Here is a 21856-nt window from a genome sequence, read left to right as displayed (position 1 = left end):
CGTTGAAGTGATGTCGCTCCTGCATAACGCGTTTGCGACAATATCATTTAGCCATCGATGTAATGCTTGATATCAGGTGGCCATATCTCTAAATTTGACGCTGATTTTTTGACTCCTCCTTCTCAAGAAAAGGATTGCCAAAATGACGATGCGTCTTGCCGTGGTGCTGTTGTTCCTCTATTCGACCCCGATCCTGTCTGCTGCCGACCCCATTCCCGGCGAACCCGACGCTGCGCGCGAGCGCATGATCAGTTTTATTGAAGACTGAGATAGACTGGCTCAATGATCAACGAAGTTGATATTTGCTATGCATCAGACTCGTTGGTTACCGCTGCTTTTTTGATTGATTCTATGGACTCTGAAACATGTCCACGGAGTTCATCATGGCCAGCACCATCATCACCTCTGCCAAACACGGCGCCTACGTAGCAATCGGTCTCTATTTGGTCATGGTGCTGGTTGTCAGTCTTTCGCCGCAGTCGCGGCAAACCGTCGAGCCGCCGATTCACGTCGCGCACCCTGGCATCCAGTTTGAACATCGCGCACAACAGGCGATGGTCGATCCGGCCGAACTGGCGGGAGTGGCCGGAGCATGAACCGTTGCAAACTTTTGCTTATCGCCTTCCTGGCATTCATAACCAATGGCTTTTCCCTGCTGGGGATCGGGCACGGGTCAATAGGCGGGGTGGCACGGGCCATCGAGGCCAACCACAACATCGCGCGCAACATCGAGATAGCCAAGGCCATGGGGATGCTCGCGGGCAACCCGCCACACGAGCCCGATAGCGGGTTTTTCGGGCCGTTCCAGGTGGATTGCTCGGTGATTGGCATGTGCGAGGTATTGGCCTGAAACCCCGATTCCTGTAGGGGCGAGCACGCTCGCGATGGTCGTCAACGATTACGTGGGGTGCCTGATACCCCGCGGCGCCCTCGGGTTTATCGCGAGCATGCTCGCTCCTACAAGGATCGGGTTATTTCGCCATCACCGATGTAAACAACGCCGACGCCAGAAACCGCTGCAACCAGTCCTGCAGCCGTCGATAGGGCGTTTGCGCGAACCACTCGCGATCGACATGGGCGAATTGCCGTATGAACGGCATCAGCGCCACGTCGGCCAGGGTCGGGTGGTCGGCCAGCAGATAATCGCGACCGTCCAGCAACTCCTCCAGCCTACGCAAAAACACCTCACCCTCTGCACGGTAAAACGCCATCGGCTGTTGCGGATAGCGTTCAGCGTACTTGTAGCGGTTCAGATGCACCTTGAAGACCTGATCGTTCTCCTCGATCAACGCCTCGATGGCGAGCTGCCCTTGCGGATCATCCTTGAGCAGCCAATCCTGCGGATCATACTGTGACAGGGCCCAGCGCATAATCTCCAGGCTTTCATCGATGACCTGGCCGTCTATGTTCAATACCGGAACCGTGCCTTTGCTCGACAATGCGAGCATCTCGGCGGGTTTGGCCTTCAGGCTGACTTCGACAATGTCCACGGCCACTTCGCTGTAGCGTAGCGCCATGCGTGCCCGCATGGCGTAAGGGCAACGACGGAACGAGTAGAGGGTGGTCATTTCACCTCCAGGGTGCTCAAGCCATTGCCTTGGCGGCGGACCTGGATCTGCACCGGAATCCGCTCGTGCATTTCCTGCACATGGGAAATCACCGCGACCTTGCGCCCCTGGGCCTGCAAGCCGTCGAGGGCGTCCATGGCCAATTGCAGGGACTCCGGATCGAGGCTGCCGAAACCTTCGTCGATGAACAGCGATTCGATCTTCAGCGTGCTCGAGGCCATCGATGCCAGGCCCAACGCCAGGGCCAGCGACACCAGGAAGGTTTCGCCGCCAGACAATGAATGCACCGAGCGCAGTTCGTCGCCCATCTCGGTGTCCATCACCAGCAAGCCCAGCATGCTGCCGCCGCGCTTGAGGCGGTAGCGCCGCACCAGTTGGCGCAATTGCACGTTGGCGTGGTGCACCAGCAGGTCGAGGTTGTAGGCCTGGGCGATCTTGCGGAAGGTGTCGCCGGTGGCCGAACCGATCAGCGCGTTCAAGCGAGCCCAGCGCTGGTACTCGGTGTACGCGTCGGCGATCTGTTGCGCCAGGGCCTGATTGGCATTCTGCCGGCGTTGATCCTCGGCCTGTTCGGCACGCAGTTCGGCGCAACGTTGTTCGCTGACGGTGAACTGGTTCTGCAACTCAGTGAGCGCGTTGGCGAGTTGCTCGTCATCCAGGTCGCCGATGTGCTGCGCCTTGTGATCGAGCAAACGCTTGTCGCGTTCCTGGAGCAGGACATTGGCCTGCTCGATGGCTTTTTCGTTGTGCTGCAAGCGTTGGCGTAGTTCGCTCACATGGGCATCGTCGACCTGCAGCAGGTCTTCAAGGCCACCGTCATCCAGTTCTGGATGACGGGCGCGCCATTCGGCGATTTTGCCGCTCAGTTCGTGGCTTTCGCTTTCCAGTGTGTGCAAACGCTCTTGCTGCGCCTTGAGTTCGGCCGCGATTCGCACCTGTTGGGTGAGTAGGTTTTGCAGTTCCGTGGCCGTCGTGGTTTCGGCGTTACGCGCTTGTTCAACGTCCTGCTCAAGCTGCTGTTGCCACTGCTCGGCGCTGCCGTGCGAGCCGAGCAATTGTCCAAGCGCCTGCTGGCTGGCCTGTTGTTGTGCGGCCAGCGTATTGAACTGCTGCTCGGCGATTTGCAATTGCTGCACGCGGGTCTGCTGCCGATCCTGTTCCTTCTCAAGCTGTTGCTGACGTTGTTGCTGTTCGGCCAGCTCTTCCTTTTGCTGATCGAGTTGTGCCAGGCGCTCGGCGATCTGCCGATCAAGTTGCATGAAGGTCACGGCGGGTTCAGTGCGAAGTGCTTCCAGGGTATCGGCTGGCAGCAGGCTGGCGAATGCGCTGAGTTCTTCGTCCAGGCGCTGACGGTCATTGCCCAGTTCACGCCGTTGATTGTCCAGGTGCTGGGCCGCGCTCTGATGCGCGGTTTCGGCGTGGCGCAATTGCTGGGTCAGACGCGCAGCATCCTGTTGCAAGGTGAGCAGGGCGGTTTGCCGTTGTTCGTCCTGGGTGATGCTCTGGTTCAACTGACTGTTTTGCTGGCTGAGCCAGGCGCCGCGTTTGTCGGCATCCTGATTGAGCAGTGTGGTGGCCAACGGATGCGCTTGAAGGCTGGGCGCCAGGGCTTGCTGCGCGCTCGCCAGTTGTTCCTGCTGTTGCAGCAATTCTTTTTGCTGGGCGATCAACCCGCCCACTTCGGCGCGCAGTTCGCCAAGTTTTTCCTTGAGCAGGTCGACCGCTTTTTGCGCAGTGGCCTGTTCGCTTTCATCAAAGCGCCCCAAACTTTGCAACAGGGCTTCCGGTTGATGATAGGGATGCTCATGGCTGCCGCAGACCGGGCAGGGTTGGTCATCGTGCAATTGCGCGCGCAGTTCCTCGACGCTGGCGCTGCGGGCCAGGCGCTGGCGTTCCAGCAGGTCGCGGGTGACCGTCAGGGTTTGCTCGGCGACGGTAAGTTCAGCCTTGGTCTTTACCCCGTCCTGGGTCAGGCGCTCACGTTCCTGTTGCGCGGCGACCTGGCGTTGTTGCAACTCGGCGCCGCGCTTGTCCAGGTCTTGTTGGCTGTCCCACAGCCGGGTCAGATCTTCGATGGCACGCAGTTGCTTGCGGTTGTCCTGCAACAGGCTGCCAAGGATACCGATCTGCTCGGCGACGGAATCCGGCTCGGCGCCAGCCTCTTTGAACAGCACCTCCAGTTGCTGTTTCTGCGCTGCGAAGGCTTGTGCGGTGCGTTCGGCATTTTGTTCGAGGTTCGCCAGTTCCGCCTGGCCCTTGTTCAATCGATTGCCGATCAACATCAGCTGTTGCAGGCGATCACGGTAGGCATTCCAGGCATCGCTCAACGGCGCTAGATGAGCGCTTTGGGCCAGCTCGGCCGCCATGCGTTGCAAGTGTTCGGTCGCCCGGGCCTGTTGCTCGTGCAAGGTTTGAATCGCTTGCTGCCCTTGGGTGCAGGCCTGTTCGGCGGCCTGCTTGGCTTCGGCGCTCAGGGTCGCGTCCTTGGCCAGGCGGGCGAGGGTGCTTTGTTCCTCGAAAGCCTGGCGCAACAGCGGCGCACATTCGGTTTGTCGTTGCTGTGCCTCGCCCAGGGCGATCCGCGTTGCCCCCAGTTGCTGTTCCAGTAGCGCCTGACGCTCGCTGAGTTCGCCATGTTGCCGGGTATGCTGGGCAATCTGCTCTGCCAAGGGCGTGAGTAGCGAATCGACCTCGGCCTTGCGGGCGAACTGGTGCCGCTGCGGGGCCAGCTGTTCGAGGCGTGTCAGCTTCAAGCGCTCGCCAGCCAGGCTTTCCCAAGTGTGTTGGGCAGTGTGCAGTTGTTCGGCGGCGGCCAGTTGCGCGTCATGCAAACGGCGCAGTTCTTTGAGCCAGGTGTCTTGCAGCTCGAGCTGCTTGAGCTGTGCCTGCTGCAATTTCAGTTGCTGTTGCGCGGCATGAAAGCGCTCATCGAGCTCGGCGCGCGCCTCAGGCGCCAGCGGCGTGACACCGCTGGCCTGATCCTGCAGCAGTTTGTGCGCTTCGCGGGCTTCTTTGGTCTTGTCGAACGCTCGACGGCCCAAGCGAGTGTAGAGCGCGGTGTCGGTGAGTTTTTCCAACAATTCGCTGCGGTCGTTGTCATCGGCCTTGAGGAAGGCACTGAACTCGCTCTGCGCCAACAGCACGGCCCGGGTGAACTGCTCGAAATTCAGCCCCAGCGCGGCCTCGAGCTGGGTCTTGTATTCACCTTTCTGGCTGGCCAGCAGTTGATCCTGATCGAGGTCGCGCAGGCTCTGGCGACTGACTTGCAGCTTGCCGCCGGCCTTTTCCCGGGCGCGATTGGCTTCCCAGCGCGCGCGATAACGCCTGCCATCGATGCCGACGAAATCCACTTCCGCATAGCCTTCGCCAGTGCCGCGACGTAGCAGGGTGCGTGGGTCGCCGGTGCCGATTTCACCATCGACGTCCGGCACCTTGGCGTCGCGCCCGGTATTGTTCAGGCGCGGCACGGCACCGAAAAGCGCCAGGCACAACGCGTCGAGCAGGGTGCTCTTGCCCGCGCCGGTCGGGCCGGTAATGGCGAACAGTCCGGCACTGGCAAGGGGCTCGGCGGTGAAGTCGATTTCAAACGGACCGGCCAGTGAGGCGAGGTTCTTCAGGCGGATGGCAAGGATCTTCATGGCTGTTCGTCCTCCATCTGCACGTCTTGCAGCAGCTCGGCAAAGTCCTTGAGGGTTTGCTCATCGACCTCGCTGCCGTAGTTGTCCTGCCAGGCGCGGCTGAACAGTTCCTGGGGCGTGAGCTGGTCCAGCTCAATCAACCCGGCACCGTTATCGGCGCCTTCCCGGCTGCCATTGCCCGCGTATTCGGCGGCGATGCGTACCAGGCGCACGGCTTTGCCCTGCAGGGCGCTTTCCACTTGATGACGCAAATCCGGTTGCGGCTCGTCCAGGCGCACTCGCACTTCCAGCCAGGGTTGGCGCTGGTAGTCGGCCAACAGGTCGATGATGGGCAGGTCAGCCAGTTGCACCAGGATGTCAGCCAGGGGCGCAGGGCCGATACGCTGCAGGTTGACGGCGCGGGGGATCAGTTTCGGTTCGACGCTGACCAGCGTTTCGCCATCGAGTGTGATGTCGAGAATCTGGTGCTGGTAGCCGATCTCCGAGAATGACAGGGGTATCGGCGAGCCGCTGTAGCGAATGCGCGCCTCGCCATTGACCTTCTGTGGCTTGTGCAAATGCCCCAGGGCGACGTAGCTGATGGTCGGCCCGAACAGGCTGGCGGGCAGGGCTTCGGCGTTGCCGATGATCAGGCTGCGCTCGGAATCCTCCGACACCGAACCGCCGGCCATGTGCGCATGGCTGATGGCGATCAGCGCTTGACCGGGCTGGCGCTTGGCATTGGCCGCTTCGATCAGCCATTCATGAACCTGGCCGATGCCGCGCAGGTAGTCATCGCCCAAATGCGCGCCCGTCACTTCGGCTGGGCGCAGGAACGGTAGCGCCAGGCACCAGGCGGCAATTTCACCCCGGGCATCGGGCAGTGGCAGCAACAGGCGTTCGGCGTCCAGTTGCCCGTCATCCAGCCACAGCACACGCCCCAGGGCGTGAGTACGCAAACGGCGCATCAAGGGCGCGGGCAGTTCGATCCGCGAACCGGAATCGTGGTTGCCGGCGATCATCACGATGGTCAGCAACGGTTGCTGCTCATGGGCGCTGACGATGAAGTCGTAAAGACGTTCCTGGGCTTTGACCGGCGGGTTGACCGTGTCGAAGATATCGCCGGCGATCAGCAGCACATCCGGCTGATCCAGCTTGAGCTGACGCAGCAGCCAGTCGAGAAAACAGCCGTGCTCAAAGTCGCGATCCTGGCCGTGCAGATTCTGCCCGAGGTGCCAGTCGGAGGTGTGGAACAGACGCAAGGCGAACTCCGTAGGAAAAAAGGTGATGGCCGCGGGGAAAATGACAACGGCGAAAGGGGGAGAGTTTACTGGCAAACGGGGTGGGTGTGGTCAGACACTGCGCGTAGACCTGTAGGAGCCGGCTTGCTGGCGATAGCGGTGGGTCGAATGGACTTCGATGGTGCCTGACACACCGCTATCGCCAGCAAGCCGGCTCCTACAGAGGGGGTGTTACTTCGGATAAAGTGGCGGCAACCCACTGTCCCCAACCGGGTCCTGAACCCGTTCGGCTATCGGGATCGTACGAATCGCCCGCCACAGGTCTTCCCCTTGCCAGTGCTGGCCGGTTTCGCTGTAGAGCGCGCCGTTCAGGCCGTCGAGGGCGTCGGACAGAGGGACGAAGCGGGCGGCCATGTCGGCCAGGGTTTCCGGCTGCTGGCGAGCCCAGGCGTCGAGCGCCTGGCGGGTGGCGTGGGGGTCGTTGGCCTGGCAGGCACGCTTGAGGTCGTCCAGCACGGTGCGTGGGCTCGGGCCGGTTTGCGCCGCACGCTGGATGGCCGGTTGCGAGCGCGCCCGCCACCAGAGGCCGAATCCCAGCAGGGTGGTGCAGGCCAGGATCAGGCTGCTGAGTTTCCAGCGCCAGAGGGTTTCGTTGCTGGCGCCGCTGTCGAGTGCCGAGGTGCCGGCCGGGGTGTCGACCAGCAAACTTGGATTGGCGGCCACCTGCAAGGTCCGGGCGGGCAGGCTGGTGTGCTCCAGATGGTCTTCGAAGGTGTTCCACCAGACCACTTCGACCGAAGGCAACTCTATGGCGCCGCTGCGCGAAGGCACCAGCGCTTCGCGGTCTTCGCGGCTGCCGACCAGGCCTCGCTCGCTGTTCTGGTTGCCCAGCACCGGTTGATCGGGATAGCGTCGCAAGCCACTGGCCTCGGTGCCAGGCAGCGGCGGCAGTTGCGAGCTGCCCAGGCCTTCGGCCTTCACCGTGAGACTGCGGGTGAGCGAGTCACCGACCTGAACGTGTTCCGGTTCCGGGTTCCAGCTTTCGCTGAGCGTCAGGCTGCGAGCCGGCAGCCAGGGCAGGTCGGCGGGGTAGGTGACGGGTTTCGCCTTGACCGTCAACAGCAGTTGGCCGGAACTGACGCGCATCAATTTGCCGGATTTCGGCGCCTGGGCGCTGGCGTCCTGGACGGGTTGCGCGTCTACCAGCGCGGCATTGAATATCTGCGCCGGGATGATCAGCTCGCCGCTGTGTTGCGGGTAGATCGCGTAGCGCATCTCGATGACGCCGTGGCGTATGCCGTTGATGTCTTTCTCGTAGGTGCGCGACTCGCCCAACTGCTCGATGCGGGCGTCAGGAATTTGCAAGGGCGGCAGGCTGCTGTCGTCGTACAGAGACACCGAATGGTAGATGCGCAAGGTCAGGATGGCCTGGGCCTGTACATACACGCTGGTTTGATCGAGGCTGGCGTCGATGAACACCGGCGCCTGTTTGTCCGGGTTCGCCTGTGGGTCGCTCTCGATCACTTGCACGGTGATCGGCTGGCTCTGCACGTCGCCCAGCTTGAGCGCAGGGATCACCACGGTGCCATTTTGCAAGGGCAGCAGGGTGATGATCCAGCGGGTGGTGGCCTGGTTGTCGCCATTGAGCGTATTCAGCTGGTTGACCTGGCGGGTGCCACGCACTTCGAACAGTGGCTCAAGTGATGTGAGGTCGGGCTTGCCGAACTGGGTCACGTCGTTGGATTCCAGGGTCAGTTCGACCGTCTCGCCGGAATTCAGTCGAGCCCGGTCGACACTGGCAACCAGCTCGGCGGCCTGGGTCTGCACGACGCAGAGTAGCAAGGCGGGCAGCGGCACAAGCATGAAGGCGGTGAAGCGGGTCATCGAGTTTTTCCCTGATCCTGATGTTGTTGCTGTTCGTACCAGAATTTGCGCCGGAGCAATTCTCCCGGATCATCCGGAATTTGCCTTAGCCATTGCTCCAGTGCCTGCTGCTGCTCGCCGTCGATGCTGTCGCTGGCCGGGCGCATGGGCGCAACGGTGTGCTGTTCGTCTCCCAGTTCGCTTCCCGGAACCTCATTGGTGCCAGGGCGCGGGGGCGTGGTGGCGGAGGGCTCGGTGGTTGCCTGCGTTGGTTCGCCAGCCGTTTCGGGCTCACCGGCTTTCGACGGTTGCGCAGCGTCACTGGGTGGTGCTTGCTGCTCGAGATCGCTGGTCGCCTCATCGGCGGCTTTGTCAGGGGGTGGCGTTGCGGCCTTCTGCTTGAGCAGGCTCTCCACCAAGGCCTTGTTGGTCAGCGCCGGACGCAGGTCCGGTTGGCGTTCAAGGGCTTGCTCGTAAGCATCCAGTGCCGCTTCCAGCTCGCCACTCCTGGCCAGGGCGTTGCCACGATTGTAGTGAGCATGGGCGTCGTTGCCTTCGGCGAACCGCTGGGCGGCGCCACTGTAGTCGCCGGCTTCGTAGAGGGCAACGCCTTGCCACTGATGATCTTCGAAGTGCCGGGCAGCCTCGGCCGGGCGTTTCTGCTTGAGCAAGTGCAAGCCCTGCTGGTCGGGGCGCAACCACAGGTCCTGAAAGTCGAACGCATAGCCCGGTTGCGGCAGCATCAGCAACAGCGGCAGGCAGAGCAACCAGCCGCGACGACCGGCGCAGGCCGCCAGCAACAGCAGTGGCAAGAGCAACCAGTAGCCCTGGTCGGCCCAGGTATCGAGACGCAGTGTCTGGCCGTCGTTGCGCAAGTTGCGCGGACCGTCGAGCAGGCCGAGGGCGCGCAGGTCAGCGTCGCTCAGGCGTGCGTGGCGGTAGTGTCCGTCCAGGTCATTGAGGAAGGCTTTCAAGCCGGGTTCATCCAGGCGCGACACGAGAATCGCCCCCTGTTCATCCTTGAGGAAACTGCCATCTTCCTGGGTAATGGGCGCACCTTCTGTGGTACCGATGCCGAGCATCAGCAATTGCGTCGATTTGCCGCTCAAGGCGCGACTGATGCCCAGGCGCTCCTGTTCACTCAGGCTGGTGCCGATCAACAGGATCCGGCCGTCGCCCAGTGCTGCCTGTTCCAACAGTGCCAGTGCCTTGAGCACCGCCAGGTCGGCACGGTGTCCGGCTTCGGGCATCAACGACGGCTTGAGTGCATCGAGCAGGTTGCGGCTGGTGGACAGGTCGTCCGACAGCGGCACCAGGGTGTGGGCGCTGCCGGCGAAGACGACGATCGCCGTCTGTGCATCGTTGCGGCTCTGCAGCAGGTCGAAGAGTTTGCGCCGGGCCTGTTCCAGGCGGTTTGGCTGAACGTCGGTGGCGAGCATCTGCGGCGTCAGCTCAAGGATCACTACCAACGGATCGGCGGGTTTCTGGCTTATCTGCTCGACGCGGGCAAAGCTCGGCCCGAGCAATGCGAGGACAGCGATCAACCACGCCACGCCCAATGCAACCCACGGCAGTTTGCTTTCGCGGCCGCTGCCGCCACTGAGCAACGCCGCATGGAACGCCGGTGGCAGGATCATCTGCCAGCGCCCGGCGCGCTTCTGCCGATGCCACAGTTGCCAGAGCAACCAGCCAAGCAGTGGCAGCAACAGCAGCCACCACGGGCGGAACCAGTACGGCCAGAGTGCGCTCATCGGCGCCTCCGCAGGCGCAGCCGATTGAGGCGCTGGCGCCAGTCAGGCAATTGCGTTTGCAAGAACAAATCCTTGGTAAACAGTCGTTGCAGCGGGTTGTCCGGCCACAGCACGCGAGCCACCAGCAGCATGCTCAGCAACAACGCCAGCGCCAGTGGCCAGTGATACAACGCCTGGGCCGGGCGGGCCTGGGTCGGTTGCTGGGTCACAGGCTCGAGTTGGTCGAGGGTGGCCTTGATCGATTGCAATTGCTTGCCATCTTGAGCGCGGAAGTACTGGCCGCCGGTGGCATCGGCGATCGCTTTCAAGGTGGGTTCGTCAAGATCCAGGCTCGGATTGATCCCCAGGAAACCCGGTGTGCCACTTTGTTCCGGGTCCGCGCCAATACCGATCGGGTAGATTTTCACGCCTTCCCTGGCCGCCAGGCGTGCGGCGGTGAGCGGGTCGATTTCGCCAGCGTTGTTGGCGCCATCGGTCACCAGGATCAGCACGCGACTTTGCGCCGGACGTTGCCGCAGGCGCTTGACGGCCAGGCCGATGGCGTCGCCGATGGCGGTGTTCTTGCCAGCGATGCCGATGCGCGCTTCGTCGAGCCAGACGCGCACGGTATGCCGGTCAAATGTCAGGGGTGCCTGCACGTACGCCCGGCTGCCAAAGAGAATCAGGCCGACCCGGTCGCCGTCGCGACTTTCGAGGAAATCGCCAAGTAAATGCTGGACCAGCGTGAGGCGGCTGACCTCATCGCCCTGCCACTGCATATCGGGAAAGTCCATCGAGCCGGACACATCCACCGCCACCAGCAGATCGCGCCCACTGGCAGCAATCGGTAGTGGTTCGCCGAGCCATTGCGGACGCGCAGCGGCGCTCAGCAATAGCAACCAGAGCAGCAGGAACGGTGCCTGTTGGCGCCAGGCGGGCAGGTTGGCGCGGGCCCGGCGGCGAGCGAGGCCTTCGAGGTCGCTGAGAAAGCTGACCTTGAGCGCCGGTTCGCCACTGTCGGCTACCGGCAACAGCACCCGCATCAGCCAGGGCAACGGCAGCAGGGCGAAGATCCACGGCCAGGCGAACTCAAACATGTTTGCGAATCCAGGTGTCGACTGCCTGGGTCAAGCCGGCGATGGCCTTGTCGTCGAGCTTGCATTCGGGCTTGTAGGCGCCTTCGACCAGCACCATCCAACGGGTCAGGCCGGCAGCGGGGCAGCGGTTATCGAGAAAAGCCAGCCATTTGCGGCCATTGAGGGTATGGCTCTGGCTGTAGGGATAATGGTTGCGGCACAGGCGCTTGAGCAGGCCATTGAGCTGCTGCAGCCAGGCACCGGCGGGCGCACCGTCGTAAGGCTTGGGCATGCGCGCCAGTTCCGCCAGTGCGGCCACGCGCACCGGGTCCAGGGGTTGTTCGACGGGCGCGACCGGCGGCTTGCCTGGCCACAGGTGCCGCAGTTTCCACAGGCCGAAACCGATGGCCGGCAGCAACAGCAGCAGTAACCACCAGCCCGGGGCCGGTGGCCAGAAGTCCACGGGGGGCGGGAAAATCAGTGGCTGCAGTTGCTCGAGACCGTTCATCGACCTTTTCCCGGCTTCTGTGGGTTGAGGTACTCACGCAATTGCTCGACCATTTCACTTTGCGTGCTCAACGGCATCAGCAACACCCGCAGCTTCTGCGCCAGTAACTCCCAGCGGGCGATGCGGTCTTCGGCCTGGGCACGGTACGTTTGGCGCAGGTCGAAGTTGAGCGTGTCGAGTTCCAGTTGTGCGCCACGCTCGGCGAAGCGCAACAGCCCGGCGGCGGGCAGGGCATGGTCCAGCGGATCGGATACTGGCAGCAGCAACAGGTCGCAATGGCGCGACAGCAGGCTCAGCTGCTGTTCGGCGTTGCCGGACAAGGCACGCTCATCGCAGATCACAATCACCAGGCTGCCAGGACGCAATACTTCGCGCGCACGGCGCAAGGCAATGCCAAACGCATCGCGATCAGGCTCGCTTTCGGTGTGCAGCGACTGATTGACCCGTACCAGGCGGTTGAGCAACTGCAGCAGGCTCTGTTTGCTTCGCCTTGGCTTGATTTCGTAATGCTCGTTGTCGCCGAACACCAGGCCGCCGACCCGGTCGTTATGCCCCAGCGCGGCCCAGCCAATCAGGCTCGCGGCCTGGGCGGCCAGCACCGACTTGAACATCAGCCCCGAGCCGAAGAACAAGCGCCGACTTTGCTCGACCATGATGAAGATCGGCCGCTCGCGTTCTTCATGAAACAGCTTGGTGTGGGGTTCCTGGGTGCGCGCCGTCACACGCCAGTCGATGGTGCGCACGTCGTCGCCGGCCTGGTAAACCCGCACCTGATCGAAATCCACCCCACGGCCCCGCAGCTTGGAATGGTGCAGGCCGATCAGCGGGCTGCGCTGGCTCGGCGTGGAGAACAGCTGCACTTCGCGCACGCGGTGGCGCATCTCGATCAGCTCGGCGAGCGTGACGCGGATGCCCGGCTGGGGCGGCAGGAGGGCGTTCATCGGACTCAAGCGACAGCAACGACGTCGAGAATGCGCTGGACCACCCGATCCTGGTCGATCCCGGCAGCCTCGGCTTCAAACGACAGGATGATGCGATGGCGCAGCACATCGAACAACACTGCCTGAATGTCTTCCGGGCTGACAAAGTCGCGCCCGGCCAGCCAGGCGTGTGCCCGGGCGCAGCGGTCCAGGGCAATCGAGCCGCGAGGACTGGCGCCGTAGGCAATCCACTCGGCCATTTCCGGGTCGAACTTGCCCGGGGTGCGGGTGGCCATGACCAGTTGCACCAGGTACTCCTCCACGGCATCGGCCATGTACAGGCCGAGAATTTCCTTGCGCGCGGCGAAGATCGCCTGCTGGCTGACCCGGCGTTCAGGCTTGGTTTCGCCATTGAGGGCTTCGCCGCGGGCCTGCTGCAGGATTCGTCGTTCGACGGCGGCATCGGGAAAGCCGATTTTCACGTGCATCAGGAAACGATCGAGCTGGGCTTCCGGCAGCGGGTAGGTGCCTTCCTGCTCGATGGGGTTTTGCGTGGCCATCACCAGGAACAGCGGCGACAACTCATAGGTACTGCGTCCGACGCTGACCTGGCGCTCGGCCATGGCTTCGAGCAAGGCCGATTGAACCTTGGCCGGGGCGCGGTTGATTTCGTCCGCCAGCACCAGGTTATGGAAGATCGGGCCTTGCTGGAACACGAAGCTGCCGGTTTCAGGACGGTAGATCTCGGTGCCGGTGATGTCGGCTGGCAACAGGTCGGGGGTGAACTGGATGCGATGGAACTGCGCTTCGATGCCTTCTGCCAATTCCTTGATGGCCTTGGTCTTGGCCAGGCCGGGAGCACCCTCTACCAGCATGTGGCCGTCGGCAAGCAGGGCGATGAGCAAGCGCTCGATGAGTTTTTCCTGGCCGAGAATCTGCGTTGAAAGAAAGGTTCGCAGCGCGAGCAGCGCTTCACGATGTTCCATCGATGACTGTTCCTGGAAAGGGTGACCGAAGACGTTCATATAACGCCAGGGCTGGGGGCGTTACTTTAATCCATCGCGGGGGGCGGCGACTAACGGCATTTTGTGCAAAGAGTGGGAAATGACTGGCAAAACTGTACAGATCGTTCCCACGCTCTGCGTGGGAACGCAGCCCGGGACGCTCTGCGTCCCATTGGAACGCGGAGCGTCCCTCGAGGCATTCCTTTGCTGCGCGTGGGAACGATCAGTGTCGGGAGGGAGGAATCAGCTCAGTTCGCTGATATAGGTCCCGGTCCCCTTGAGGATGTTCTGCAAAGTTTCTTCCACTTCAGCCAGGTCCACCATGTCCGGGTTGAAGGTGATCTCCAGCACATCATCCCCATTCAACGCATCGGCATCCGCAGCGGCGATCTCGATCTTCAGCAGCGTAGGGCTGAGGGTGACTTTCACGCCGTCGAGGGTCGAAGGTTCGCCGTCGAGGGTGATTTCCAGCTCGTCTTCATCCGGGTAACGGCTCATAAGGAACATTTCGCCCTTGTCGCTGTGGCAGCACAGCATCGCCATGTCGTCTTCTTCTTCATCGCAAGGGTTGACGATCAAGAGGGCGGTGGTCATTTGCATGGGGGATTCCTGATGAACATAACAAAAACGCAATTCTGCCAGCCCACAGAGATTTCTGCTGCCCCACGTTGCAGGTGTGTCGGAAAATAACCGGTCTCCATTATCAATTTGATGTATTGGAAAGCCGTTAAAACGCGACATTGTAATTTGAAAAACCTGCGTACGCCGGGCTCCTGCGCGACGTACTTGATCGACTGAATCGGTCGAGATTCCTTCAATGAGCTTCGTTAGCGTCCATGGGCTGTCGACATACGACAGGAAGGCGTTAACCAGTCGTCGATACTGTAATTTCTGACAGTAGCCAGTATTTGTCTTTGAGCTTTAGCTGTGATCGAAGCAAAGACAGATAACTGGAGAGCGTCATATGAAGTCGATAGGCAAATGGCTGGGTTCTGTATTTTTCTGGGCTGCTCTATCGCCTTTATTGGCACAGGCAGCCGAGCCGGATTATTCGCAGCTGATAATTCGGGTTAAACAGCAAATACCTGATTCTGGCGCTCAACCAAATGCTATCGATAGTCGTTCGTTTAATGAGCTGAAGAAGCTAGTGCCCCAAATCAGGCCGTTGGTGCCGGCCTCCAGGGTGCGAACCAAGGAAGAGCTACAGGCGCTGCAAAGACATCGATTGAACCGTTATTTCATCGTGGATACTCGTTTCCTGACGAAAAAACAGGCTCAAGCATTGATTCTGAAACTGAAACAAAACCCTCTGGTAGAGAAGGCTGATTTTGAACCAAAAATAGATGGCATGCGTGGCGATAACGGCAAATCTGTCGCGAAAGTGGCGCCCGGCAACATTCCGGACCACACCGGGCGACAAAATTATCTGCAAGGAAAGGAGCCAGTATCCCCGTACAGGATCGGCGGGGTGAATGCTGTGCAAGCCTGGAAAATTGCCGGTGGCAAAGGTCAGGACATGCAGGTTATTTCTGCAGAAATCGATCATTGGTCGTACGACCATGTCGATCTGCCAAAACCTTATCTGGAGCTAACTGACGGGGCTGTAACCGGCTCCCACGACACGGAGAGCGCAGGAGTAATTGCTTCCCGAGAAAACGAATTTGGTACCACCGGTATCGCGTCGCATTCAAGTCTGGGTTATCTGCAGTGGGGTTCGGATAGGTTGGTTAAACTGATAGATCAGCTGCCAGTGGGCGCCGTCATGCAGCTGGGTGTTCAATACGACTACACGCCTTTCAGAGAAGCAGGCTGCACGACGGAATGCTACATGCCGCTGGAGTCCAACGAGATGGTGCGCGATACGATCTCTTATCTGACAGAAGAAAACGGCGTGCATGTCGTGCTGGCGGCGGCCAATGGCAATATCAATTTGGATCATCCTTACTTCGAAGGCTATTTTAATCGCGAAGTTTTCGACTCTGGCGCAATTTATGCCGGTGCGGTTGATCCCAACTCCGGCCTCAGGGCTGGATATTCTGAATATGGCAGTCGCGTCGATTTATTCAGCTGGGGGTGGAATGTGACCACCACCACCTGGAGCCGCAAGAACCCGACAACGGCCTATACCCATGATTTCGCTGGTACTTCTTCTGCCAATCCGATACTTGCCGGGGTAGTTGCTTCCTTGCAGGGTGTCGCTCGTGCCAATGGCTTGGGAAATATTCCACCCAAAGATCTGCGTGACATTCTGGTCAAGACGGGCTACCCGCAAATCAATGGCAATAGCACCGAAATCGGCGTGCAGCCTGACCTGGACGCCGCCATCAGGAAAATCCTCGACGAGGGCGCCGACAAGCCACCTACGGGACGTCTTGGCCTGCCGGAGGAGGTGAAATCCGGTGAGGTTTTCAGTGCACATGTCTATGCCGAATCCCCCTCGCAAAAACCACTGACTTATGATTGGAATGCAAGCGGATTCACGCCGCCCAAGGGTAATACGGCGTCGTTGTCACTTACCGCGCCGACAGTGACAAAAGATACCGTAAAAGCCATTTCCGTCGATGTTTCCGATGGTCGTCATACCCTCACATTGACAGATAGTGTGCTCGTCAAGGCGCCTGTCGAGGAAGGTGGTTGCGGCGACGTACCGGTATGGGACGCCAGCAAGATTTATCAGACCTATGGAGAATCGGTGGCGTACAAGGGGAAAGTGTACAAGCAGAATTTTTACAACGTTAACAAACAGCCGGATATCAACTCGGCTGAATATGGCAAGGAGTGGTTTCCAGGGGTCGCTTGCCGATAGTACTTGCGCAAATCGGGCGGGGCGTATTCGGGAGCAAGTAACCCGCCTGCTCGTTTTGGTTACCCGTCATTCTCTACTCGGCCAGGTCCAGCGCTCCAGGTTTCTGGCACGAACGTCCCGCAAAATCCCACGCAACCCCGCCATTTTCCTCTGCGACTGCTAGTGTTGTTCGATGCGCATGCAAAGAGCAGCGTACCGTTGACCGAATATGTCGCAGCATCGCAAGCATGGGCCTTGCCGCACTCGTTAAGCTGCGCAACGGATGAGCACCCGTAAAGGCATTGCGTTGCCCGCAACCCAGTCGCTTTTGCAGATGCCCATTCACGGAAGGTGAATGTGACCCGAGTGTCTCGTTTAGCTTCACCCACCTGTCACCCTGTTTCCTCTGCCCGAGAATCAGGAACAGGGTGACGGGTAGCCCCTGACAGGGGAATAGCACGCGACGCTTCCATCAATAACAAGCCCAAGCGGAGTACCACAGATGGCGTTCTTCACCGCAGCCAGCAAAGCCGACTTCCAGCACCAACTGCAAGCGGCACTGGCGCAGCACATCAGTGAACAGGCACTGCCACAAGTGGCGCTGTTCGCTGAACAATTCTTCGGCATCATTTCCCTGGATGAACTGACCCAACGTCGGTTGTCTGACCTCGCTGGCTGTACTCTTTCTGCGTGGCGCCTGCTTGAGCGCTTCGATCACGCGCAACCGCAAGTGCGCGTCTACAACCCCGATTACGAACGTCACGGCTGGCAGTCGACCCACACCGCGGTCGAAGTGCTACACCATGACCTGCCGTTCCTGGTGGACTCGGTGCGTACCGAGCTGAACCGCCGCGGCTACAGCATCCACACCCTGCAAACCACCGTGCTGAGCGTGCGTCGTGGCAGCAAGGGCGAGTTGCTCGAAATCCTGCCCAAAGGCACCCAGGGCGACGACGTGTTGCACGAGTCGCTGATGTACCTGGAAATCGACCGGTGCGCCAATCCGGCCGAACTGAACGTGCTGAGCAAAGAGCTGGAGCAGGTGCTGGCAGAAGTGCGTGTCGCGGTCGGCGATTTCGAACCGATGAAGGCCAAGGTCCAGGAAATCCTCACCAACCTGGACAACAGCCAGTTCGCCGTCGATGCCGACGAAAAGAGCGAAATCAAGAGTTTCCTGGAATGGCTGGTGGGCAACCACTTTACCTTCCTCGGCTACGAAGAGTTCGTGGTCAGCGATGAAGCCGATGGCGGCCACATCGTCTATGACAAGGACTCCTTCCTCGGCCTGACCAAACTGCTGCGCGCCGGCCTGAGCTACGATGACCTGCGCATCGAAGACTACGCCGTGAACTACCTGCGCGAACCGACCCTGCTGTCGTTCGCCAAGGCCGCACATCCAAGCCGTGTACACCGTCCGGCTTACCCGGACTACGTGTCGATCCGTGAAATCGACGCCAACGGCAAGGTCATCAAGGAATGCCGTTTCATGGGCCTGTACACCTCCTCGGTGTATGGCGAGAGCGTGCGGGTCATCCCGTATATCCGCCGCAAGGTCGCGGAAATCGAACGCCGTTCGGGTTTCCAGGCCAAGGCTCACCTGGGCAAGGAACTGGCGCAGGTGCTCGAAGTCCTGCCACGCGACGACCTGTTCCAGACCCCGGTGGACGAGCTGTTCAGCACCGTGATGTCGATCGTGCAGATCCAGGAACGCAACAAGATCCGCGTGTTCCTGCGCAAGGACCCATACGGTCGCTTCTGCTACTGCCTGGCCTACGTGCCGCGTGATATCTACTCCACCGAAGTGCGGCAGAAGATCCAGCAAGTGCTGATGGATCGCCTCAAGGCCTCGGATTGCGAGTTCTGGACCTTCTTCTCCGAGTCCGTGCTGGCCCGCGTGCAACTGATTTTGCGCGTCGACCCGAAAAACCGCATCGACATCGACCCGCAGCAACTGGAAAACGAAGTGATCCAGGCGTGCCGCAGCTGGCAGGACGATTACTCGGCCCTGACCGTCGAAACCTTCGGTGAAGCCCACGGCACCAACGTGTTGGCCGACTTCCCGAAAGGCTTCCCGGCCGGTTACCGCGAGCGATTCGCCGCCCATTCGGCTGTGGTCGACATGCAGCACCTGCTGAACCTCAGCGAAAAAAATCCGCTGGTGATGAGCTTCTACCAGCCACTGGGCCAAGTGGGCCAGCGTGAGCTGCACTGCAAGCTGTACCACGCCGACACGCCACTGGCGCTGTCCGACGTGTTGCCAATCCTGGAAAACCTCGGCCTGCGCGTGCTGGGTGAATTCCCGTACCACCTGCGTCACAACAATGGCCGCGAGTTCTGGATCCACGACTTCGCCTTCACTGCAGCCGAAGGCCTGGACCTGGACATCCAGCAACTCAACGACACCCTGCAGGACGCGTTCGTCCACATCGTGCGTGGCGATGCCGAGAACGATGCGTTCAACCGCCTGGTTCTGACGGCCGGCCTGCCGTGGCGTGACGTGGCGCTGCTGCGTGCCTACGCCCGTTACCTGAAGCAGATTCGCCTGGGCTTCGACCTGGGCTACATCGCCAGCACCCTGAACAACCACACCGACATCGCTCGCGAATTGACCCGGTTGTTCAAGACTCGCTTCTACCTGGCGCGCAAGCTCAGCAGCGACGATCTGGAGCAGCGCCTGGAACACGCGATCCTCACCGCGCTGGACGACGTCCAGGTGTTGAACGAAGACCGTATCCTGCGTCGCTACCTGGACCTGATCAAGGCCACCCTGCGCACCAACTTCTACCAGACCGACGCCAACGGCCATAACAAGCCGTACTTCAGCTTCAAGTTCAATCCGCACTTGATTCCTGAACTGCCCAAGCCGGTGCCGAAGTTCGAAATCTTCGTCTACTCGCCGCGCGTCGAAGGCGTACACCTGCGCTTCGGCAACGTTGCCCGTGGTGGCTTGCGCTGGTCTGACCGTGAAGAAGACTTCCGTACCGAAGTCCTGGGCCTGGTAAAAGCCCAGCAAGTGAAGAACTCGGTCATCGTGCCAGTCGGTGCGAAGGGCGGCTTCCTGCCGCGTCGCCTGCCACTGGGCGGCAGCCGTGACGAGATCGCGGCCGAGGGCATCGCCTGCTACCGCATCTTCATTTCCGGCCTGTTGGACATCACCGACAACCTGAAGGACGGCGCGCTGGTACCACCGACCAACGTCGTGCGCCATGACGACGATGACCCGTACCTGGTGGTGGCCGCAGACAAGGGCACCGCGACGTTCTCCGACATCGCCAACGGCATCGCCATCGACTACGGCTTCTGGCTGGGTGACGCGTTTGCATCCGGTGGTTCGGCCGGTTACGACCACAAGAAAATGGGCATCACCGCCAAGGGCGCGTGGGTGGGCGTACAACGCCACTTCCGCGAGCGCGGCATCAATGTCCAGGAAGACAGCATCACCGTGGTCGGCGTCGGCGATATGGCCGGTGACGTGTTCGGTAACGGCTTGTTGATGTCGGACAAGCTGCAACTGGTCGCAGCGTTCAACCACCTGCACATCTTCATCGATCCGAACCCGAACCCGGCGACCAGTTTCGCCGAGCGTCAGCGCCTGTTCGACCTGCCACGTTCGGCCTGGTCGGACTACGACACCAGCATCATGTCCGAAGGTGGCGGCATCTTCTCCCGTAGCGCGAAGAGCATCGCGATTTCCCCGCAGATGCAGGAACGCTTCGACATCCAGGCCGACAAGCTGACCCCGACCGAATTGCTGAACGCCTTGCTCAAGGCACCGGTGGACCTGTTGTGGAACGGCGGTATCGGTACGTACGTCAAGGCCAGCAGCGAAAGCCACGCCGATGTCGGCGACAAGGCCAACGATGCATTGCGCGTGAACGGTAACGAACTGCGCTGCAAAGTGGTGGGCGAGGGCGGTAACCTCGGCATGACCCAGCTGGGTCGCGTGGAGTTCGGCCTCAACGGCGGCGGCTCCAACACCGACTTCATCGACAACGCCGGTGGCGTGGACTGCTCCGACCACGAAGTGAACATCAAGATCCTGCTGAACGAAGTGGTCCAGGCCGGCGACATGACCGACAAGCAGCGCAACCAGTTGCTGGCGAGCATGACCGACGAAGTCGGTGGCCTGGTGTTGGGCAACAACTACAAGCAGACCCAGGCACTGTCCCTGGCAGCCCGTCGTGCCTTGCCGCGGATTGCCGAATACAAGCGCCTGATGAACGATCTGGAAGGTCGCGGCAAACTGGATCGCGCCATCGAGTTCCTCCCGGCTGAAGAAGCGATCAACGAGCGCGTCGCGGCGGGCCATGGCCTGACCCGTGCCGAGCTGTCGGTGCTGATCTCCTACAGCAAGATCGACCTCAAGGAGCAGCTGCTGGGCTCCCTGGTGCCGGATGACGACTACCTGACCCGCGACATGGAAACCGCTTTCCCGCCGACCCTGGTGAGCAAGTTCTCCGAAGCCATGCGCCGTCACCGCCTGAAGCGCGAGATCGTCAGCACCCAGATCGCCAATGATCTGGTCAACCACATGGGCATCACCTTCGTGCAACGACTCAAGGAGTCGACCGGCATGAGCCCGGCGAACGTGGCCGGCGCCTATGTGATCGTGCGTGACATTTTCCACCTCCCGCACTGGTTCCGTCAGATCGAAGCCCTGGATTACCAGGTGTCCGCCGACGTTCAGCTGGAGTTGATGGACGAGCTGATGCGCCTGGGCCGTCGCGCCACGCGCTGGTTCCTGCGCGCCCGTCGCAACGAGCAGAACGCTGCCCGTGACGTCGCGCACTTCGGTCCGCACCTCAAGGAGCTGGGTCTCAAGCTCGACGAACTGCTCAGCGGCGAGATCCGCGAGAACTGGCAGTCGCGTTATCAGGCGTACGTTGCAGCCGGTGTCCCGGAGTTGTTGGCGCGCATGGTGGCTGGCACCTCGCACCTGTACACCCTGCTGCCGATCATCGAGGCCTCCGACGTGACCGGCCAGAACCCTGCGGACGTGGCCAAGGCCTACTTCGCCGTGGGCAGCGCACTGGACATCACCTGGTACCTGCAACAGATCAGCGCCTTGCCGGTGGAAAACAACTGGCAGGCCCTGGCCCGTGAAGCGTTCCGCGATGACGTGGACTGGCAGCAACGTGCTATCACCATCTCGGTCCTGCAACAGGGCGATGGTTCCCAGGACGTGGAAACACGGCTGTCCCTGTGGATGTCGCAACACGAAAGCATGATCGAACGCTGGCGCGCGATGCTGGTGGAAATCCGTGCCGCCAGCGGTACGGACTACGCCATGTACGCGGTGGCCAACCGTGAGCTGCTGGACCTGGCTCTGAGCGGGCAAGCGGTAGTGCCTGTCACTGCCGCTGTCAGCGCCGAGCTGGAACCGGCAGCCTGATCAGGCGTTGAATGAAAAAGCCCCGCATTGAGAGATGCGGGGCTTTTTTTCGGCCGATGTTTTTGTCGTGTCTGTTCGGGCCCCTTCGCGAGCAGGCTCGCTCCCACATGGGTTTGCGGCGAACACAAAACTAATGTGGGAGCGGGCTTGCC

General features: G+C 61.0%; 15 protein-coding genes. 5 read left to right on the top strand and 10 right to left on the bottom strand.

Annotated features, from left to right (window positions below):
- The first annotated feature begins 142 nt into the window (after window positions 1–142).
- The 3 genes from AC1Q8Q_RS19160 (at window position 143) to AC1Q8Q_RS19150 (ending at window position 850) form a co-directional block, all read left to right on the top strand.
- Complete coding sequence (locus AC1Q8Q_RS19160; protein ID WP_020799317.1) at window positions 143–268, top strand: hypothetical protein; 126 nt, start codon at window positions 143–145, stop codon at window positions 266–268.
- A 115-nt stretch (window positions 269–383) separates the two neighbouring features.
- Window positions 384–596 (top strand): hypothetical protein, encoded by a 213-nt coding sequence (locus tag AC1Q8Q_RS19155; RefSeq protein WP_033045345.1) that lies wholly within the window; start codon window positions 384–386, stop codon window positions 594–596.
- Window positions 593–850, top strand: a complete 258-nt coding sequence (locus AC1Q8Q_RS19150) for a hypothetical protein (RefSeq protein ID WP_020799319.1) — start codon at window positions 593–595, stop codon at window positions 848–850. Before AC1Q8Q_RS19155 ends, AC1Q8Q_RS19150 begins: the two co-directional genes overlap by 4 nt.
- A 121-nt stretch (window positions 851–971) precedes the next feature.
- Here the strand turns inward: AC1Q8Q_RS19150 and AC1Q8Q_RS19145 are convergent, their stop codons facing one another.
- From AC1Q8Q_RS19145 to AC1Q8Q_RS19100, 10 genes are all read right to left on the bottom strand, one after another.
- Window positions 972–1568, bottom strand: coding sequence for a glutathione S-transferase (locus AC1Q8Q_RS19145; RefSeq protein ID WP_168758028.1), 597 nt, complete (start codon window positions 1566–1568; stop codon window positions 972–974).
- Entirely contained in the window at window positions 1565–5206 is a 3642-nt protein-coding gene (locus tag AC1Q8Q_RS19140) for an AAA family ATPase (protein ID WP_492615366.1), read from the bottom strand. The genes AC1Q8Q_RS19145 and AC1Q8Q_RS19140 overlap by 4 nt, the downstream gene beginning before the upstream one ends.
- Window positions 5203–6447, bottom strand: coding sequence for an exonuclease SbcCD subunit D C-terminal domain-containing protein (locus AC1Q8Q_RS19135; RefSeq protein WP_151142377.1), 1245 nt, complete (start codon window positions 6445–6447; stop codon window positions 5203–5205). Before AC1Q8Q_RS19135 ends, AC1Q8Q_RS19140 begins: the two co-directional genes overlap by 4 nt.
- Before the next feature lie 210 nt (window positions 6448–6657).
- Window positions 6658–8310, bottom strand: a complete 1653-nt coding sequence (locus AC1Q8Q_RS19130; protein ID WP_020800596.1) for a BatD family protein — start codon at window positions 8308–8310, stop codon at window positions 6658–6660.
- Entirely contained in the window at window positions 8307–10040 is a 1734-nt protein-coding gene (locus AC1Q8Q_RS19125) for a vWA domain-containing protein (protein ID WP_151142371.1), read from the bottom strand. Before AC1Q8Q_RS19125 ends, AC1Q8Q_RS19130 begins: the two co-directional genes overlap by 4 nt.
- The gene (locus AC1Q8Q_RS19120) at window positions 10037–11116 is read right to left on the bottom strand and encodes a vWA domain-containing protein (RefSeq protein ID WP_168758032.1); all 1080 of its coding nucleotides are present in this window, start codon (window positions 11114–11116) and stop codon (window positions 10037–10039) included. The genes AC1Q8Q_RS19125 and AC1Q8Q_RS19120 overlap by 4 nt, the downstream gene beginning before the upstream one ends.
- Window positions 11109–11603 carry a DUF4381 domain-containing protein gene (locus tag AC1Q8Q_RS19115; protein WP_020800599.1) on the bottom strand — a complete coding sequence of 165 codons (495 nt, stop codon included), beginning with the start codon at window positions 11601–11603 and terminating at the stop codon, window positions 11109–11111. Before AC1Q8Q_RS19115 ends, AC1Q8Q_RS19120 begins: the two co-directional genes overlap by 8 nt.
- Complete coding sequence (locus tag AC1Q8Q_RS19110; RefSeq protein ID WP_020800600.1) at window positions 11600–12544, bottom strand: DUF58 domain-containing protein; 945 nt, start codon at window positions 12542–12544, stop codon at window positions 11600–11602. The genes AC1Q8Q_RS19115 and AC1Q8Q_RS19110 overlap by 4 nt, the downstream gene beginning before the upstream one ends.
- A 5-nt stretch (window positions 12545–12549) precedes the next feature.
- Complete coding sequence (locus tag AC1Q8Q_RS19105) at window positions 12550–13509, bottom strand: AAA family ATPase (RefSeq protein ID WP_020800601.1); 960 nt, start codon at window positions 13507–13509, stop codon at window positions 12550–12552.
- A 261-nt stretch (window positions 13510–13770) separates the two neighbouring features.
- A complete protein-coding gene (locus AC1Q8Q_RS19100) occupies window positions 13771–14127 on the bottom strand; it encodes a hypothetical protein (protein ID WP_432669527.1) in 357 nt (118 codons plus the stop codon).
- Between the two features lie 364 nt (window positions 14128–14491).
- On the opposite strand from AC1Q8Q_RS19100, the gene AC1Q8Q_RS19095 reads away from it, so the two are divergent.
- Both AC1Q8Q_RS19095 and AC1Q8Q_RS19090 read left to right on the top strand, forming a co-directional pair.
- Window positions 14492–16333, top strand: coding sequence for a S8 family peptidase (locus AC1Q8Q_RS19095; RefSeq protein WP_492615365.1), 1842 nt, complete (start codon window positions 14492–14494; stop codon window positions 16331–16333).
- 481 nt (window positions 16334–16814) lie between these two features.
- Window positions 16815–21704 (top strand): NAD-glutamate dehydrogenase, encoded by a 4890-nt coding sequence (locus AC1Q8Q_RS19090; protein WP_492615364.1) that lies wholly within the window; start codon window positions 16815–16817, stop codon window positions 21702–21704.
- The last annotated feature ends 152 nt before the right edge of the window (window positions 21705–21856 follow it).

This window comes from Pseudomonas sp. GW823-FHT06B06 (assembly GCF_058795195.1).
This window is presented reverse-complemented; position numbering and strand designations above follow the sequence as displayed.

Excerpts from the sequence above, each read along its gene's own strand:
- AC1Q8Q_RS19160 (WP_020799317.1), top strand. The coding sequence starts at position 143 with ATGACGATGCGTCTTGCCGTGGTGCTGTTGTTCCTCTATTCGACCCCG.
- AC1Q8Q_RS19155 (WP_033045345.1), top strand. The coding sequence starts at position 384 with ATGGCCAGCACCATCATCACCTCTGCCAAACACGGCGCCTACGTAGCA.
- AC1Q8Q_RS19150 (WP_020799319.1), top strand. The coding sequence starts at position 593 with ATGAACCGTTGCAAACTTTTGCTTATCGCCTTCCTGGCATTCATAACC.
- AC1Q8Q_RS19145 (WP_168758028.1), bottom strand. The coding sequence starts at position 1,568 with ATGACCACCCTCTACTCGTTCCGTCGTTGCCCTTACGCCATGCGGGCA.
- AC1Q8Q_RS19140 (WP_492615366.1), bottom strand. The coding sequence starts at position 5,206 with ATGAAGATCCTTGCCATCCGCCTGAAGAACCTCGCCTCACTGGCCGGT.
- AC1Q8Q_RS19130 (WP_020800596.1), bottom strand. The coding sequence starts at position 8,310 with ATGACCCGCTTCACCGCCTTCATGCTTGTGCCGCTGCCCGCCTTGCTA.
- AC1Q8Q_RS19125 (WP_151142371.1), bottom strand. The coding sequence starts at position 10,040 with ATGAGCGCACTCTGGCCGTACTGGTTCCGCCCGTGGTGGCTGCTGTTG.
- AC1Q8Q_RS19120 (WP_168758032.1), bottom strand. The coding sequence starts at position 11,116 with ATGTTTGAGTTCGCCTGGCCGTGGATCTTCGCCCTGCTGCCGTTGCCC.
- AC1Q8Q_RS19115 (WP_020800599.1), bottom strand. The coding sequence starts at position 11,603 with ATGAACGGTCTCGAGCAACTGCAGCCACTGATTTTCCCGCCCCCCGTG.
- AC1Q8Q_RS19110 (WP_020800600.1), bottom strand. The coding sequence starts at position 12,544 with ATGAACGCCCTCCTGCCGCCCCAGCCGGGCATCCGCGTCACGCTCGCC.
- AC1Q8Q_RS19105 (WP_020800601.1), bottom strand. The coding sequence starts at position 13,509 with ATGGAACATCGTGAAGCGCTGCTCGCGCTGCGAACCTTTCTTTCAACG.
- AC1Q8Q_RS19100 (WP_432669527.1), bottom strand. The coding sequence starts at position 14,127 with ATGCAAATGACCACCGCCCTCTTGATCGTCAACCCTTGCGATGAAGAA.
- AC1Q8Q_RS19095 (WP_492615365.1), top strand. The coding sequence starts at position 14,492 with ATGAAGTCGATAGGCAAATGGCTGGGTTCTGTATTTTTCTGGGCTGCT.
- AC1Q8Q_RS19090 (WP_492615364.1), top strand. The coding sequence starts at position 16,815 with ATGGCGTTCTTCACCGCAGCCAGCAAAGCCGACTTCCAGCACCAACTG.